At 71.7% G+C, this 15,500-nt stretch carries 16 protein-coding genes and 1 riboswitch; of the genes, 9 read left to right on the forward strand and 7 right to left on the reverse strand.

The window, feature by feature from the left end:
* The 5 genes from SACE_RS04755 to SACE_RS04775 all read right to left on the reverse strand — a co-directional run bounded on the left by SACE_RS04755 (position 1) and on the right by SACE_RS04775 (position 4,575).
* Positions 1 to 789, reverse strand: a complete 789-nt coding sequence (locus SACE_RS04755; RefSeq protein WP_009950234.1) for a GvpL/GvpF family gas vesicle protein — start codon at positions 787 to 789, stop codon at positions 1 to 3.
* Complete coding sequence (gvpJ, locus tag SACE_RS04760; RefSeq protein WP_009950233.1) at positions 786 to 1,220, reverse strand: gas vesicle protein GvpJ; 435 nt, start codon at positions 1,218 to 1,220, stop codon at positions 786 to 788. The genes SACE_RS04755 and gvpJ overlap by 4 nt, the downstream gene beginning before the upstream one ends.
* Before the next feature lie 6 nt (positions 1,221 to 1,226).
* Positions 1,227 to 2,375 carry an SRPBCC family protein gene (locus SACE_RS04765; RefSeq protein ID WP_021341547.1) on the reverse strand — a complete coding sequence of 383 codons (1,149 nt, stop codon included), beginning with the start codon at positions 2,373 to 2,375 and terminating at the stop codon, positions 1,227 to 1,229.
* Entirely contained in the window at positions 2,368 to 3,030 is a 663-nt protein-coding gene (locus tag SACE_RS04770; RefSeq protein ID WP_231850129.1) for a hypothetical protein, read from the reverse strand. Before SACE_RS04770 ends, SACE_RS04765 begins: the two co-directional genes overlap by 8 nt.
* Positions 3,031 to 3,411: 381 nt before the next feature.
* Positions 3,412 to 4,575, reverse strand: a complete 1,164-nt coding sequence (locus SACE_RS04775) for an 8-amino-7-oxononanoate synthase (RefSeq protein WP_009950230.1) — start codon at positions 4,573 to 4,575, stop codon at positions 3,412 to 3,414.
* Positions 4,576 to 4,771: 196 nt separating this feature from the next.
* On the opposite strand from SACE_RS04775, the gene bioD reads away from it, so the two are divergent.
* Together bioD and SACE_RS04785 are read left to right on the forward strand one after the other, a co-directional pair.
* Positions 4,772 to 5,446 carry a dethiobiotin synthase gene (gene bioD, locus SACE_RS04780; RefSeq protein ID WP_009950229.1) on the forward strand — a complete coding sequence of 225 codons (675 nt, stop codon included), beginning with the start codon at positions 4,772 to 4,774 and terminating at the stop codon, positions 5,444 to 5,446.
* Between the two features lie 79 nt (positions 5,447 to 5,525).
* On the forward strand, positions 5,526 to 6,479 hold the full coding sequence (locus SACE_RS04785) for an FAD-dependent oxidoreductase (protein ID WP_031334323.1): 954 nt from the start codon (positions 5,526 to 5,528) through the stop codon (positions 6,477 to 6,479).
* Positions 6,480 to 6,548: 69 nt separating this feature from the next.
* Here the strand turns inward: SACE_RS04785 and SACE_RS04790 are convergent, their stop codons facing one another.
* On the reverse strand, positions 6,549 to 6,848 hold the full coding sequence (locus tag SACE_RS04790; protein ID WP_029622068.1) for a 4a-hydroxytetrahydrobiopterin dehydratase: 300 nt from the start codon (positions 6,846 to 6,848) through the stop codon (positions 6,549 to 6,551).
* A 147-nt stretch (positions 6,849 to 6,995) separates the two neighbouring features.
* Positions 6,996 to 7,084: riboswitch (TPP riboswitch) on the forward strand.
* 39 nt (positions 7,085 to 7,123) lie between these two features.
* On the opposite strand from SACE_RS04790, the gene SACE_RS04795 reads away from it, so the two are divergent.
* The 7 genes from SACE_RS04795 (at position 7,124) to SACE_RS04825 (ending at position 14,719) form a co-directional block, all read left to right on the forward strand.
* Positions 7,124 to 8,170 carry a thiamine ABC transporter substrate-binding protein gene (locus SACE_RS04795; protein ID WP_009950225.1) on the forward strand — a complete coding sequence of 349 codons (1,047 nt, stop codon included), beginning with the start codon at positions 7,124 to 7,126 and terminating at the stop codon, positions 8,168 to 8,170.
* Positions 8,146 to 9,783, forward strand: a complete 1,638-nt coding sequence (locus SACE_RS04800) for an ABC transporter permease (RefSeq protein WP_009950223.1) — start codon at positions 8,146 to 8,148, stop codon at positions 9,781 to 9,783. Before SACE_RS04795 ends, SACE_RS04800 begins: the two co-directional genes overlap by 25 nt.
* Positions 9,784 to 9,841: 58 nt before the next feature.
* Positions 9,842 to 11,059, forward strand: coding sequence for an ABC transporter ATP-binding protein (locus SACE_RS04805; RefSeq protein WP_011873225.1), 1,218 nt, complete (start codon positions 9,842 to 9,844; stop codon positions 11,057 to 11,059).
* 169 nt (positions 11,060 to 11,228) lie between these two features.
* On the forward strand, positions 11,229 to 11,624 hold the full coding sequence (locus SACE_RS04810) for a hypothetical protein (RefSeq protein ID WP_009949359.1): 396 nt from the start codon (positions 11,229 to 11,231) through the stop codon (positions 11,622 to 11,624).
* Positions 11,621 to 12,175, forward strand: coding sequence for a DUF3558 family protein (locus SACE_RS36110; protein ID WP_231849926.1), 555 nt, complete (start codon positions 11,621 to 11,623; stop codon positions 12,173 to 12,175). Before SACE_RS04810 ends, SACE_RS36110 begins: the two co-directional genes overlap by 4 nt.
* Positions 12,176 to 12,206: 31 nt before the next feature.
* Positions 12,207 to 13,748, forward strand: coding sequence for a hypothetical protein (locus tag SACE_RS04820; protein WP_009949357.1), 1,542 nt, complete (start codon positions 12,207 to 12,209; stop codon positions 13,746 to 13,748).
* A gap of 185 nt (positions 13,749 to 13,933) precedes the next feature.
* Positions 13,934 to 14,719 (forward strand): ESX secretion-associated protein EspG, encoded by a 786-nt coding sequence (locus tag SACE_RS04825; RefSeq protein ID WP_009949356.1) that lies wholly within the window; start codon positions 13,934 to 13,936, stop codon positions 14,717 to 14,719.
* A gap of 277 nt (positions 14,720 to 14,996) precedes the next feature.
* Here the strand turns inward: SACE_RS04825 and SACE_RS04830 are convergent, their stop codons facing one another.
* Positions 14,997 to 15,443 (reverse strand): GNAT family N-acetyltransferase, encoded by a 447-nt coding sequence (locus SACE_RS04830; protein WP_009949354.1) that lies wholly within the window; start codon positions 15,441 to 15,443, stop codon positions 14,997 to 14,999.
* Between the last annotated feature and the right edge of the window lie 57 nt (positions 15,444 to 15,500).

Here is a 15,500-nt window from a genome sequence, read left to right on the forward strand (position 1 = left end):
TCAGCTCTCCGGTAGGAAGTCGTACGGCGCCAGCGGCCCGAGCAGCCGCAACGAGACCCGTCCGGTCCAGCGCTGGGCCAGCTCGTCCAGGGCGAGCTCGAACTCCTGCACCCGTCTGCGGTCGACGAGGAACGCCGCGTCGACGGCGTCCTCGACGCCCCCGACCTCGTGCGAGGCGGTGGCCACCGCCGCCGCTCCCAGCGACCGGACGAGCTGTTCGCCGTCCGCCTGGCGCTTCTTCGCCACGGCCTCGTTCACGAGTTCGCCCAGGCGGACCCGCTCGGCGTACCCGGCGTCCTCCGCGACGTCCTGCAGCGACTCGCGGAGCCGCATGATCTCCGGCTCCTCGGTCACGACCTCGCGCAGGTGCGCGTCCTCGGCGTACTTGCCCCGCACCGTGAACTGCACGAGCCCGTCCAGTTCGGACAGCACCGACTCGAAGTGCTCGTGGTGCGGTGCGAGCAGCTCGTCGGTGACGGCGTCGACCGTGCTCACCACGGAACCGAACCGCATCGGCAGCACCGTGGTCTCCTCGGCGAGGGTGTCGAGCACCCGTTCGTGCGCGAGCAGGTCCTCGCGGGTACCGAGCGGCCGGGACAGCGGCACCTCGCTGACCAGCGCGCTCAGCCCGCGGTGCGAAGCCAGCCGGACCGGCGCCTTGTCGTCGCCGACCGACGGGAGGTCGGCGGGCAGGTCGTCCGGCGACCGGATGATGCCGTAGACGTAGACGCCGCGCTCCGCGGTCGCGTCCCCCTGCTCGCGAGCGTCGTGCCGCGGTTGCGTGGTCATGACTCACCACGCTCCCGGCCGCGCGACTCGCGGCGCCGCGCGGGCTGGCGCTCCCGCTCGGGCTCCTCGGTGCGGAACTCGTCGATCTTCTCCTTGGCGGCGTCGAGCACTCCCTTGGTCTTGCCGTGCGCGCCGCCCTGGGTCACGCCCTGCGACATGCCCTGCATGAGCTCGGGGAGGTCCTTGCCGCCCTTGGCGTGCAGGTCCAGGCGGTTGGTGGCCTCGGCGAACCTCAGGTAGGTGTCCACACTGGCCACGACGACGCGGGCGTCGATCGTGATCAGCTCGATCCCCACCAGCGAGACCCGGACGAAGGCGTCGATGACGATGCCCTTCTCCAGGATCATCTCGACGACGTCGGCCAGGCTGCTGCTACCGGCTCCGCCGCGCTGGACCTGGCCTCCTCCGGCCTGCGTGTTGGCGAGCGTCATGCTCTCTCACCCTCTCCTGCCTGACGTTGTCGGTTGCTGCCTGCGGCTGCTGCGGTCTTCCTCCTCCTCGGCCGGTTCCTCGTCGGCGTGTTCCTCCTCCTCGTAGCGGTCGCGCTCGCCGGCGTCGTGGTCGCGGTCCTCCTCTTCGTCCGCGTACTCCCGGTCCTCGTCCTCGTCCCGGTACTCGTCCTCTTCGTCGCCGAATTCCTCCTCGTCCCCGTAGTCCTCGGCGTAGCCCTCCTCGCGTTCGCGGTCCTCCTCCTCGCGGCCGGGCTCCCGCTCCTGCTCCTCGGCGAGCGCGTCGTCGTGGGTCTTGACGACCTCGCGGTCGCGGATCTCGCCCCGCCAGCCCTCGATCTCGTCCTGCTCGAGGATCGTGCGGGTCATCATGTGGCGTTTGATGTACTTGAAATCCGCGCGCACGCGGCGCCCCTGCGCCCGCCAGAGGTTCGCGGTCTTCTCGAAGAAACCATCCGGGTAGTACTCGACGACCAGCAGCACGCGCGTCAGGTTCGGGGCGAGCTCGTGGAATGAGATCGCGCCGTCCACGGTTCCCTTGGCGCCCTTGGAAGTCCAGACGATGTGGGAGTCGGGGACCTGCTCGACGATCGTGGCCTCCCAGTTGCGCCGGGAGAAGAAGATCCGCGCGCGCCAGTTGACCGCCTCGTCGGACTGCTGGTCGACGCTCTCGACCTTCTTGGTCATGTCGGGGAAGTCCTCGAACTGGGTCCACTTGTCGTAGACCACGCGCAGCGGCAGCCCGAAGTCGTTGGTCTCGATGATGTTGACGACCTTGGCCTTGCCCTTCTTGCCGCCCTTGCCGCCCTTGCCGCCACCGCCCAAGCCGACCGCCTCCTTGACCTTCTCCTTGGCTCCGGTCAGTCCGGCGCTCAGTGCGGCGGACACCGGGGACTTCCCGGACGCGAGCGCCTTGCCGCCGGTCACCGCGGCCAGCAGTCCGGCGCCCCCGTTGCCCGCGGACTCGGTCAGCCGCTCGGTCATGCCCTCGACCTTGTCGGTGAGCACGCCCGCCGCACGCTCGGCGATCGCGCCCAGCAGGTCCTGCAGGCCGCTCTTCAACGGGTCGAGCGGCAGGTCCTGCAGCAGCTTGCCCACGTCGCCCGTCGCCGCGCGCCCGTGCTCCGGTTCAGCCATCGTCATCACCCCGAGTCCCCGTGGACCTCCTCTCGGAGGGCCTCGAACGCTGCGTCGATGTGCTCCGGCGCTCCCCGCCGGACCTGGCCCGGCCTGCCGACCGGCTCTGGCCCGCACCGCTCGACCCCGACGACCGGCTGGAGGTGCTCGCGGTGGCGGACCGGGCGCGTTGCCCCGCCGAGCCGCTGCTGCGGCGTTCCGGCTCCTGGCGTTGCGCGGGACGTTCCCCACCGCGCGCCGAGGACCGCGCCGGGCGCTCTTCCCGCTCCTCGTCCCGGTCCTCGGCCTCGTCCTGCGGCTCTTCCTGCCCGGTGTCCTGCTTGGGCGCCGACACGTCCGAGAGGTGCGGCGTGCGCAGGCCCTCGGCCCGCTTCGAGAGGTTCGCTCCCAGCGAGTCGATCTTGTTGCTCGCGGCCGCCAGCGCGGCGCCCTTGGCCGCCTCCAGCAGCCGCTGCCTGGCGTCACCGGTCAGTTTCTTCAGCTCCGGCGACTCGGCGAGCAACTTGCCGCCCTGCTCGAGCAGCTTCGCGGGATTGCCCGCGAGCCGCCTTCCGGCCATCATTCCTCCGACCGTGATCGCCAGTTTCATCTTGCGCGAGCGACCGAGGATGTAGCCCACCGCCACGGCCATGGCGATTTGAGGCCCTGATTTCATGTCGACCTCCTGCCGGAGTCGCCTCACCGGCGGCCCGTGGTCCCCGGCGCCGGCGCGCCAGTTGCCCCCAGGACCTGCGGCGACACTCGCTCCGCATTGTTGACTTTCCGTTGAGGTAACGGGACGACCTGGCCCATTGGCTTGAGGCCTACCCCTCCGCGAAGAAGTCGAAACCGATCAAAGAACCGGCCGGACCGTGATCGTAAAACAATTTTGGAGCGCGATCTGTTGGATGTTGTCCGGGCCGTGCGTGGGGAAAATGATCGTTTTCCGTGGGCGCAATTCTCGGCACTGATCGGAATCGGGTCGAAACCAAATGTGTTGCCCGCGCGGCGTTGCCCGGCAATCGCTTCTGCAACCCGGGACGGATCCGGTCCGGCCTCAGAGGCGCAGGTGGTGTGGTGCGGCGTCGGCGATGACCCGCACGGCCTGCGCGATCTGCTGCTCGGTGAGGTCGGCGCGGGCGGTCAGGCGCAGTCGTGACGTCGAGTCCGGCACCGCGGGCGGGCGGAAGCATCCGACGGCGACACCGCCGGCACGGCACGCCGCGGCCCACTCCACCGCGTTGGACGGTGACCCGGCGGGCAGCGACAGCACCGCCGCACCTGGCGGGTTGACGACCAGTCCGGCGTTGATGAGGCCCTCGTGCAACTGCTCGGCGACCAGCCGGACGCGCTTCCCGCGGCCGGGTTCGCGGCTCAGCACGCGCAGCGCCGCCAGCGCCGCGCCCGCGCACGCGGGCGCCAGACCGGCGTCGAAGACGAACGTGCGTGCGGTCTGGGTCAGGTGCCTGATCACCCGGCGCGGCCCGAGCACCGCACCGCCCTGCGTGCCGAGGGCCTCCGACAGCGTGGCGGTGGCGACGGCGTCGGGCGGGGTGACCAGGCCGGCTTCGCTGAACGCGCCGGCCCCGCCGGGCCCGATGATGCCGAAGCCGTGCGCGTCGTCGACGAACAGCGCCGCACCGTGCGCACCGACGACGTCGTGCAGTTCGCGCAGCGCGGCGACGTCGCCGTCGACCGAGAACACCGATTCGGTCACCACCAGCGCGGGCCCGTCGTGCGCGCGCAGCAGTCCGTCGGCCCGCCAGACGTCGGCGTGGGGGAACACCTCGGTCCGGGCGCGGGAGAGGCGGCAGCCGTCGACCAGCGAGGCGTGGTTGTGCTGGTCGGAGACGATCAGCGAGTCCGGTTCGGTCAGCGCGGTGAGCACGGCCAGGTTCGCCGCGTAGCCGGAGGAGAACACCAGCGCGGCCTCGGTGCCGTAGGTCGCCGCGAGCTCTTCCTCGAGCTCGTGGTGCAGCTCCGTGGTACCCGTGACCAGCCGCGAGCCGGTCGAACCGGCACCCCACCGGGCGGCGGCCTCGGCCGCGGCGCCGATCACGGCGGGGTGGCGGGACAGGCCGAGGTAGTCGTTGCCGGCCAGGTCGAGCAGCGAGTCCGCGGAGTCGCGGGGCAGCAGCGTGCGGGTCAACCCGGCGCGGTCCCGCTCGTCGAGACCGCGGTCGATCCAGGCGAACGCCGACTCCCGGCTGATCGGTGGCATGCCGCACTCTGGCACGGCACGCGCCGGGAATCCAGTGTCCGATGTGCACAATGGCGCTGGGCTGGATCTCTTCTGCGCCGGCGTGGTGCCCGGGCCGCTGCGTGCGGCATCTCGGCGCATGCCGTCGACCTCCTTGCCGCAGGAGGCGATCGAGCCCGATACGCCGTCGTCCCGACAAGGTTCCTGGAGTCCACGGATGTCCGTTCTCGTCATCACCGGTACCGGCACCGAGGTCGGCAAGACCGTCGTCACGGCGGCGATAGCCGCTCTCGCACCCGGTCGCGTGGCGGTGCTGAAGGCCGCGCAGACCGGTGTCGCCGCGGGCGAGGACGGCGACGTCGCCGAGGTCGCGCGCCTGGCGGGTCCGGTGACGGCGGTCGAGCTGGCCCGCTACCCGGAGCCGCTGGCCCCGGCCACGGCCGCCCGCCGAGCGGGCGCGCCGCCGGTCCGGCCGGCGCAGGTCGCCGAGGCGGCCCGGGAGCTGGACCGCGAACACGACCTGGTGCTCGTCGAGGGCGCGGGCGGACTGCTGGTCCGGTACGACGACGGCGGCACGCTCGCCGACGTCGCGGTCGCGTTATCGGCGCCGGTGCTGGTCGTAGCCCACGGGGGCCTGGGCACGCTCAATGCCGCCGCGCTCACCGCCGAGGCGTTGCGGGCGCGCGGTGTCGAGTGCGCGGGCGTGGTCGTCGGGAGCTGGCCTTCGGCTCCGGACCTGGCGTGCCGGTGCAACCTCGACGACCTGCCGGAGGTGACGGGGGCTCCGTTGCTCGGCGTCCTGCCCGAAGGCGCCGCCGCCGACCCGGCCGCTTTCGGCGACATCGCGCGGGCGGGCCTCGCCCCGGCCCTCGGCGGTCGGTGGAGCCGCTGACTCCGGTCGGTGGCCGCGAACGGCCGGAATGCCCTGTTCGAGGGGTCGCGACGCCGTGCGGTGCTGTTAGCGTGGACGCGTGAGCGCTGAGCCCGTGCTCGTCATCGGAGCCGGGGTGCAGGGTCTGACCTCGGGAATCGTCCTCGCCGAAGCCGGGGTGCCGGTCCGCATCCGCACCGCCGAGCGTCCCCGCGACACCACCTCCGCCGTCGCGGGCGCCATGTGGGGACCGGCGATGCTCCGGCCGGCCGACCGCGTCCTGCGATGGGTCACCCGCTCGTATGCGGAGTTCACGGCGCTGTGCCGCGACAGCGCGTCGGGCGTGCACCTGGCACCGGGCCGGATGGCGGCCCGCTTCGACCTGGGCGACGTCGTCCCGCCGGAAGCGCATCTCCTCGACGACCTGCGCAAATGCACGCCCGACGAGCTACCGGAGGGCTTCGTCAGCGGCTACCACGCCACCGTGCCGCTCATCGACATGCCGAAGTACCTGGACCACCTCGTCGACCGCTTCCGGGCCGCGGGCGGCGAACTGGTGGTCAGCCCGGTGCCGACGCTGGGCGAGGCGGTCGCCGAGGCGCGGGTCGTGGTGAACTGCACCGGCGTCGGGGCCCGCGAGCTGGTCGGCGACCCCGCCGTGCACCCGGTGCGCGGCCAGCACGTGGTGGTGGCCAACCCGGGCGTGCAGGAGTACTTCATCGAGCTGACCACGGACTCCGAGTTCACCGGCTACATGCCGCACGGCGACCGGGTGGTGCTCGGCGGCGTGGCGGTGGAGCACGACTGGAACCTGGTGCCGTCCCGCACGGTGAGCGAGGGCATCCTGCGCCGCTGCGCGGAGGTCGAACCGAAGCTCGACGGCGCCGAGGTCCGAGACGAGATCGTCGGACTGCGCCCCGGGCGCGAGCAGGTCCGGCTGGAGGTCGAGCACTTCGAGGGCTCGCGGATCGTGCACGACTACGGCCACGCCGGGTGCGGGGTCGCCCTGTCCTGGGGCTGCGCCTTCGAGGTCGCCGACCTCGTCGGAGCCTGACGGCCGGCGCGCCGGGCGCCCGCGCGAATGCGGGCGCCCGGCGTCTCGTCAGACGGCCGGTGTCAGGGCTCAGCTCTGCTGGAAGGCGTCGATGGCGGAGTCGATCTCCTGGGCCATCGACACGTCGGCCTGCGTTATCCCGCCCTTGGAGTGCGTGACGCAGTGGAAGGTCAGGTTCCGCCAGCGGACGTCGATGTCGGGGTGGTGGTTCTCCTGCTCGGCGATCTCGGCGATCCGGTTCACCACCTGGATGGCCTGCGGGAAGCTGGCCAGCTCGACGCTGCGGGTGAGCTCGCCCTCCTCGTGCCGCCACTCCGGCAGGTGTTCGAGGGCACTGGAGATCTGGTCGTCGGTCAGCAGCTCTGCCATGTCGACCATGATGGTGGACGAAGCCGCTCTTCGCGACCTTCCCGCGCCACGACGAGCCGTCGGAGCTGCGCAAACCGCGTTCGGTCCATCGGCGGTCCGGGCCCGCGGTCCCCGACGGCGGCGGGGCCTGACGTAGACTCCGGGGTCGCCACGGGAGTCCAGCGCGCTGGGCTGAGAGGAGGGGCGAGCCCCTCGACCGTACGAACCTGAACCGGATCATGCCGGCGCAGGGAGGCCCTCGATGCCGGACGCGTGGCGCGACATCGGGAGGACCGTTGAACCGTTTCCTGCGACTCGCCGGGGCCGCAGCGCTGGCCGCGCTGACCGCGAGCTGCTCGCTCGCCGGCACGCAGAACCAGGACCAGTCCGCGCGCACCGTCACGCTGGTCGCGCACGACTCGTTCGTCGCCGACGAGAAGCTGCTGGCGAAGTTCCAGGAGACCACCGGCATCCGCATCAACGTCCTCAACAGCGGTGACGCCGGGGAGCTGACAAACAAGCTGGTGCTGTCCAAGGCGAGCCCGATCGGCGACGTCGCCTACGGCGTCGACTCGACCTTCGCCTCCCGCGCGCTGCGCGAGGGCGTGTTCGAACCGCACCGGGCGCCCAACGCCGACCAGGGGCCGCAGCGCTACGCGCTGGAGCCGGAGAACCGGCTCAGCGCCGTGGACGTCGCCGACGTGTGCGTCAACATCGACACCGGGTGGTTCGCCCAGCGCGGCCTGCCCGAGCCGGCGAACCTGCGCGACCTGGCCGATCCCCGCTACCGCGACCTGTTCTCCGTCCCGGACCCGACGACGTCCTCACCCGGCCTGGCGTTCCTGCTCAGCACCGTCGCCGCCTTCGGCGAGAACGGCTGGCAGGACTACTGGCGCCAGCTCGCCGCCAACGGCACGAAGGTGTCGTCGGGCTGGGAGGAGGCGTACAACCAGGACTTCTCCGGATCGGCGGGCAAGGGGCCGCGGCCGATCGTGCTGTCCTACGCGTCCTCGCCCGCGGCGGAGGTGAACCCGGACGGTTCGCCACGCACGAAGGCGCTGACCGGCACCTGCTACCGCCAGGTCGAGTACGCGGGCGTGCTGCGCGGCGCGAAGGACCCGGAGGCGGCGGGCCGGGTCGTCGACTTCCTGCTCTCACCGGAGTTCCAGGCGCAGGTCGCCGACACCATGTACGTCTACCCGTCGGTGCGCGACGTGCCGTTGCCGCAGAGCTGGGTGGTCAGCGCCCCGCTGCCGCCGCAACCCGCCGAGCTGCCCGCGCAGCAGGTGGAGCAGAACCGCGACCGTTGGGTGGAGCAGTGGCGCGCGGTGGTGCGGGGCTGACCGCGCCCGCCCGGGCGGGAAGCGGCCACCGGACCGCGGTCGGGGTGGCCGCGGCGGTGGTGCTCGGCTTCCTCGGCCTGTTCTTCGCGTGGCCGGTCGCGGCGATCCTGGGCCTCGGCGCCGGCGGCGGCGTCACCGGTGTCCTGGCCGATCCGGCGACGTGGCGGCTGGTCGCGTTCACCCTCGGCCAGGCCGCGGGCTCGACGCTGCTGGCGCTGCTGGCCGGGATGCCGCTCGCCTACGTCCTGGCACGGGTCGCGATCCCGGGCAAGGCCGTGCTGCGGGCCATGATCATGGTGCCGTTCGTGCTGCCGACCCTGGTCGTCGGCATGGCCTTCCGGGCGCTGCTCGGCGGCGCCGACGGCGTCAGCGTGCTGGGCATCATGCTCGCCAACGGCTTCTTCAACGTCGCGGTCGTCGCCCGCACCGTCGGCGGCCTGTGGACGCACCTCGACCGCCGGGTTGAGGACACCGCCAGGTCGCTGGGAGCCTCGCGGCTGCGGGCCTTCACGTCGGTGACGCTGCCCGCCCTGCTGCCCGCTCTCGGATCGGCGCTGGCGGTGGTCTTCCTGTTCTGCTCCACCAGCTTCGGCGTCGTGCTGGTGCTGGGCGGAGGCCAGTACCGGACCCTGGAGACCGAGATCTACCTGCGGACGGTGCAACTGCTCGACCTGCGGGGCGCGGCGGCGCTGTCGCTGCTGCAACTCGCCGCCGTCGTCGCGTCGCTGGTGATCGCCGCGCTGGCGCGCCGGCGACGGGAAACGGCGTTGCGGCTGCGCAAGGCCGAGGAGACCGCGCGCCCGCCGCAGGGCGGCGAATGGTGGGTCGTCGGCGCGGCGGGCGTCGTCGTCGCAGCGCTGGCCACACCGGTCGTGAGCCTGCTGCTGCGGTCGGTGTCCACCCGGGACGGCTGGAGCCTGGCCGGCTACCGCGCCCTGGCGGGCACCGGCGAGCGCGGCACGCTCCAGGTGTCGGGCATCGACGCGGCGCTGAACTCGGTGCGCACCGCGGCGGACGCGACCTGGCTGTCCCTGCTCATCGGGTTGCTGGCCTCGTTCGTGCTGATCGGCGTGCAGCGCAGGACGACGGCAGAGGTGCTGGACACGGTGCTGATGCTGCCGCTGGGCGTGTCGGCGGTGACCGTCGGCTTCGGCTACCTCGTCACGCTCGACGCCCTGCCCGGCGACCTGCGCACCTCGCCGCTGCTGGTGCCCTTCGCGCAGGCACTGGTCGTGACGCCGCTGGTGATCCGCATGGTGCTGCCGGTGCTGCGGTCCATCGACACCCGCCTGCGGCAGGCGGCGGCAACCCTCGGCGCGAACCCCTGGCGGGTGCGGTGGGAGATCGACGTGCCGCTCGCGGCGCGGGCGGTGGTCGCGGCGGCCGGCTTCGGCTTCGTGGTGGCACTCGGCGAGTTCGGCGCGACCAGCTTCCTGGCCCGGCCGGACACGCCGACGCTGCCGGTCGCCATCGGCAGGCTCGTCTCCCGGCCGGGGGAGCTCAACAGCCAGATGGCCTACGCGGCGTGCGCGCTGCTGATGATCGTCACCATCGTCGCGGTGATCGCGATCGAGCGCGTGCGGGGCCGCACCGAGTCGGTTGGGGAGTTCTGATGCGGTCGGTGGTGTCGTTGGCGGTCGGTGCTTCGAAGTTGTCGTTGGGGTGCTTCTGATGGGGCTGGACGTCCGTGATCTGTCCGTCCGCTACGGTCCGGTGACCGCGGTGTCCGAAGTGGACGTGGAGCTGGCCGACGGCGAGGTGCTGGCGCTGCTCGGACCTTCGGGCTGCGGCAAGTCGACCCTGCTGCGCGCCGTCGCCGGACTGGAACGTCCGTCGGCGGGAAGCGTGCACTGGGACGGCACCGACCTCGCGCGGGTGCCGGTGCACCGCCGCGGCTTCGGCATGGTGTTCCAGGACGGGCAGCTGTTCCCGCACCGCGACGTCGCGGGCAACGTCGAGTTCGGCCTGCGCATGCGCTCGGTGAGCCGCGCGCGGCGCGCCGCGCGGGTGGCGGAACTGCTCGAGCTCGTCGGCCTCGCGGGCTACGAGCGGCGCCGGGTGACCGAGCTGTCCGGCGGTGAGGCGCAGCGCGTGGCGCTGGCCCGCGCCCTCGCCGCCGACCCGCGGCTGCTGCTGCTCGACGAACCCCTGTCGGCCCTCGACCGCATGCTGCGCGAACAGCTCGCCGTCGACCTCGCCGCGCTGCTCGCCCGCGACGACGCCACCGCCATCGTCGTCACCCACGACCACGACGAGGCGTTCACCCTGGCCGACCGGGTGGCCGTCATGGCGCGGGGGCGGATCCTGCAGCTCGACACCCCGGCCCGCCTCTGGCAGCGCCCCGCAGGCGACGAAGTCGCCGAGTTCCTGGGCTGCACGACGCTGCTGCCGGCGCAGGTCCGCGACGGAGTCGCGACCTGCGCCCTCGGCGCCGTCGCCGTGGCGGAGCCCGACGGCGAGGCGCGCCTCGGCCTGCGCGCCGCAGGCGTGCGGGCCGAGCGGCTCGGCGTCGGCGCGGGCGCCGCCGCCGGGGGCGTCGGCGCGGATGGCGGCGGCGGCGTGGACGCCGGGGGCGTCGGGGGCGGCGCCGCGGGAGGCGCGGATGGCGGCGGCGCTGCATCGCCGAGCCTGGGGAACGGCGATGGTGGTCACCCCGTCGCCGTTCGGGTGCGGCAGCGCACCGGGTCCGTGACCTCGACGGATGCGGTGGTCGGCACCGTGCGGGAGCGCGTGCACCGCCACGACCACGTGCGCCTGACCGTCACGGTGCCGGAGGCACCGGAGGCCGGCCGTGTGGAGGCCGTCGCCGGAACGGCCGACGCGCCGGGCGTCGGCGAAGCCGTACGGTTGACCATCGACCCCGACGGCATCGCCGTAGTGGGGCCGTAGTAGCAGACGGCCTCGGTTCCACTCCTCCCGTTCCGGCACTGCTCCGTTCGGGTGTGACCTGACCTCGAGTCACTGAATCCACCGCATGCCAACACTTTCCGTGCACACCTGGTGGTAGCTTGCTCCTGGCTTGAGAGCTGAATACCGGATTTCCTGGGGGACATCGGCGATGACGGAAGCAGTCGGTGCCGCGGCGGGACTGGCCGCCACGGACAGCGCCATGCAGGGCATCATCAGCGCCGCCAACAGCGGCCAGTTCCAGATCACCCCCGAAGCAGGCGACGAACTCATCCGCACCTTCGAAGAGTTGGCGGAACAGCTTCGGAACATGTGGCGGGACATGGCGGATCTGAAGCGCAAGACCCCACTTGGCGACAGCCCTGCGGGGACGGCGATTTCCGAGTTCAACCAGCAGGTGGCCGCCGGGGGTGATGGACGGTCCTACGAAGAGATGCTCAGACAAATACGCGAGCGCGTACCGCTCGTGATCGAGTCGATTCGCAGGGGCATCCAGCTCTACCAGGAAGTCGATGAAGGCAACGCCAATTTCGGCGTGCAGGTATGAGATTGAGGACTGTCATCTTGACCAGTACGTTCTTGAGCTCCGTGTCCGCCGCCGGCTTGGTGGTCGCAGCATTGACGCTGTCGGCATGCGGGGCAGCCCCAGCGAAGGCGCCCTCCGGAGATACGGGATCTGGTACCACCAACTCGTCCCAGGCGAACGCTCTCGGAGACTTGGATCCCTGCACAACGCTGAGCAGCGGTGAGGCAGCTCAACTCGGAGCCGAGGGGCCTGGAACGCGCAGGGATGTCGCGGGTAGCCAAGGATGCCGTTGGGACACCCCCGAGGGACTGCTGGCGGTGAGCCTGCACCCCGACCGTGCCCTCGACAAGCTCAACGTGTCGGGGGAGCAGGTCGAGGACACGTCGCTGAACGGCCGGAAGGCCAAGCTGGTGCGGCCGAACGAGCAGGACGGCAGTTGTGAACTCCTCGTCGAGGTGACGGCGTCGACCTCCGCCGGTATCAGCGGAACGACCGACGACATGAACAACGAGACGGCTTGCCAGTTGGCGCAGAAGGCGGCGCCGTTCGTGGAAGCGAAGCTTCCCCGGTAGCCGCCGAGGGGATGGAGGGGGAGGGGCGAGGATGACGTCGCCGTACGAGGGGTCGGAGTACGTCGCCGATCACGAGCGCTCGGCGTATGAGCAGGCGCGGGAAGACAACCGCGATCTGGATGGCAAGCTCTTCGGCCTCGGCAACGTGATCGCCGAGGTGAAGTCGCTGGCCGAGGCGCGGAACGCGGCCTCCGAGTACGCCCGGCAGCAGGCCGCGGAGCTGTCGGCGAACCAGGAGTTGCGGGAGCGCCCGGCGGCGCTCGGGGGAACGCACTACCTGTCGTTCGAGCACAAGGAACTCGACAGGTTCGTCAAGGAGAACTTCGACCCCGGTGCGGTGCACGACGTGGGCAGGATCTACCACGGGCACGGCCAGACGCTGATCGACTTCTCCAACCGCATCCGCCAGGCCGCGACGAAGACCGAGGAGACCTGGAAGGGCCAGGCCGGTGACGCGATGCGTGCGCACGTCACCGGTGTCGCCGACCGGATGGGCAGCTCCGGTCAGGCCGCGCAGCTGACGGCGAACCAGATGGGGATGCAGGCCGAGGCCGCCGAGCGGGCCAGGTACTCGATGCCGGAGGTCGTCGAGTTCGACCTCGGCAAGGAGATGGCCGGCGTCGCCGCCAGCGGCGATCCGTTCACCATGATCAGCCGGGTCAACGACATGGTGGAGAAGCACGAGAAGAGCCAGGCCGCGCATGCCGAAGCCGCCCAGGTCATGCAGACCATGGAAGGCAGCTTCGGGGAGGCCGCGGCGGGCACGCCGTCCTTCGCCCCGCCGCCGCCCCCGCCGATCGAGCCCACCAATTGCGAGCTGCGGAGCGAGTACAAGCCGACCTCGACGTTCAAAGAGCCGAACGAGACGAGCAGCACTACGAGTTCGACGACCTCCACGACGTCGACCAGCACGCACAACACCACGGGCACGCCTGCCACGACGCAGTCCTCGTGGGCCCGGGTGGGAACGGACGATCCGACGTCGTTCACGCGTGACACGACCGGAAGGCCGACGACCACCACTCCGGAGTGGCTCCAGCACACGAACACCTCGCGGCCTGGCAACTCGGACATGAGGTGGAACGAGAAGACGGGCCAGTGGGAGCGGCGCAATCCTTACAACGGCCGGTGGGCGCCAGTTCCGCCAGGACAGCAGCCAGGTAGGGGCGGTCCGCCGACGGGAGCAGGTCGGGGCGCGCCTGGGACCGGCGGTGGCCGTGCCGGTGGTGGCGGTGCAGGTGGAGGCGCAGGGAGCGGCGGCGGCCGAGGCGCTGGCGGAGGCGTGGGCGCCGGTGGCCGGGTCGGCGGTGTCGGAGCCGGCGGGCAGCTAGGTGCCGGAGGCCGAGCCGGGGCCGGGGCGCTCGGAGGTGTCGGAGCCGGCGGCTCAGCGACGGGTTCCGGGTCCGGAAGCGGCCGCGGCGGCGGTGCGATGGGCGGTGGCGCAGCCGGTCGGGGCGGCCAGGGCGACTCCGAAGAGGACCAGGAGCACCAGAACAAATACATGGTGGAAACGGACGAGGCGTGGGACGACCTCGGGTTGCCCCAGGTCGCGCCACCGGTGTTCGGTGAATGAGGGAAATTCGCCGAAAACCGAACCGCCAAAGGGAATTGAGCGGCGAAAGGCGATTCCGGTGACGACCTAGTCGCCGGAACCCGCCGTCGTGGTGGCGACCGCCGCGAAGAAGGAACTGCGAACAGGGTCTTTCCCCGGGGAGCTGGGCTTCCCGGGGAAAGACGTCGTGCCCGAAGGGAGAAGTGATGGTCGATTCGTTCACGTTGTCGCTGGAGGCGGCCGACATCCTGGGCGAAGACCTGCGAGTCAACTTGCGGCGGTTCCCGTTCGAGGTCCCCCATTTCGGCACGACACTCGATCAACGCGCGGGGATCCGCCGGGAGGTCTGGGCCGAACTGAGCAGTCGCGGACTGGCCGACCACGGCCGTCCGGAACCCGATGTGGAGACGGCGGTGAAGCTCGTCGACCGCTCGGACATGTCGATCGCGATCACCTCCTACGAAGTCGGGTCCGAGGAGGTGTTCCGCGGCTGCGTGGCGGTTTCCGGTCGCACGGGCGTGCTCGCGCGGCAGGAACCGCGGGGCGTGCGGTTCGAGTACATCGACGTGCGCGGCCTGGCCCGGATCTGCGCGCAGTTGCTGCCCGCCCATCCCGAGGGACACCTCGAGGCGGCCACCGTGTCGGCCGGGACACCGGAACCGGCGAACCACCGTGCCGACGCCGAGGAGCAGTCCTGGCTCGGCGCGGTGCAGGCCTCGGCCGCGGGGCGCAGCGGGAGCGAGCTGCGCAAGGCGCAGGCGATCATGGCCCTGCCGCTGCTGCGGGTCGGCTACTTCGTCGTCAGCGGCCACGACGGCGCGGGCCGGCGGATGCGGCTGCCCGCGATCGGCTGGCGCGACACCGAGGACGGCCGCTACAGCGTGACGACCCGGCGCAACCAGGCCGGCGAGCGGTGGAACACCTTCGCCGCCGCCGACATCCCGAAGATGGTCCGCTACCTCGACGAGCAGCTCGCTCAGCTCGCGGGCTGACTCCCGGCGGCGCCGGACTGGCTGGACTGGGTCCTGGGGTACGTGGCCGGGGGTGTGTCTGCTTGATCACGAGGAAGGACCTGCAGGTGCGGTGGAGATGACGGTCTGCACCCCATACCTGGAGGTCTTCGGTGGCCGACACTGGTCGGGCGAGCCGGTGCAGTGCCCGACGAGAAAGCCACCACCTGCGCCGGATTCCTCCGTCCCGCCGCCGCCTGGTTCGCCCACCAAGGCATCCCCCGTCTCCGGATGAGACCAGCCTGACGACCCAGTACAGCTAGCCCTCAACACCGCCGGCCGTGGGCTGAGCACGGCTGCCGGACGGCCGGCGCTCCATGTAGGTCTGGTCGGCTTCGGCGAAGCCGAAACCGCGGTACAGGCCGTGCGCGTCGTCGGTGTGCAGCATCCAGCGGAACTCGCGTCCCGGACCCTCGTCGATCACCGTCCGCACCAGCGCCTTGCCGACGCCGTGGCCGCGGGCCTCCGGGACGGTGAACACGTCGGCCAGGTACGCGCTCGCCACACCGTCGGAGAAGGCCCGGGCGAAGCCGACCATCCGGCCGCCGGGCCGCTCGTAGGCGCCGACGACGCGCCACGCGCCGGCGAGCTGGCGCTCCAGGTCATCGCGGGAGCGCCAGCGGCTCCAGTACGCCTGGCTGGACAGGAAGTCCCACAGGACGTCCCGGTCGACGCGGTCGAGGGAGTCGTCCAACTCGAAGTCCATCGGCCAAGACTACGGCGCGGGACGGCGTGCCGGTCCACCCTTTTCGGTCGGGACAGA

This window comes from Saccharopolyspora erythraea NRRL 2338 (assembly GCF_000062885.1).
GTDB classification, from domain to species: Bacteria; Actinomycetota; Actinomycetes; order Mycobacteriales; family Pseudonocardiaceae; genus Saccharopolyspora_D; species Saccharopolyspora_D erythraea.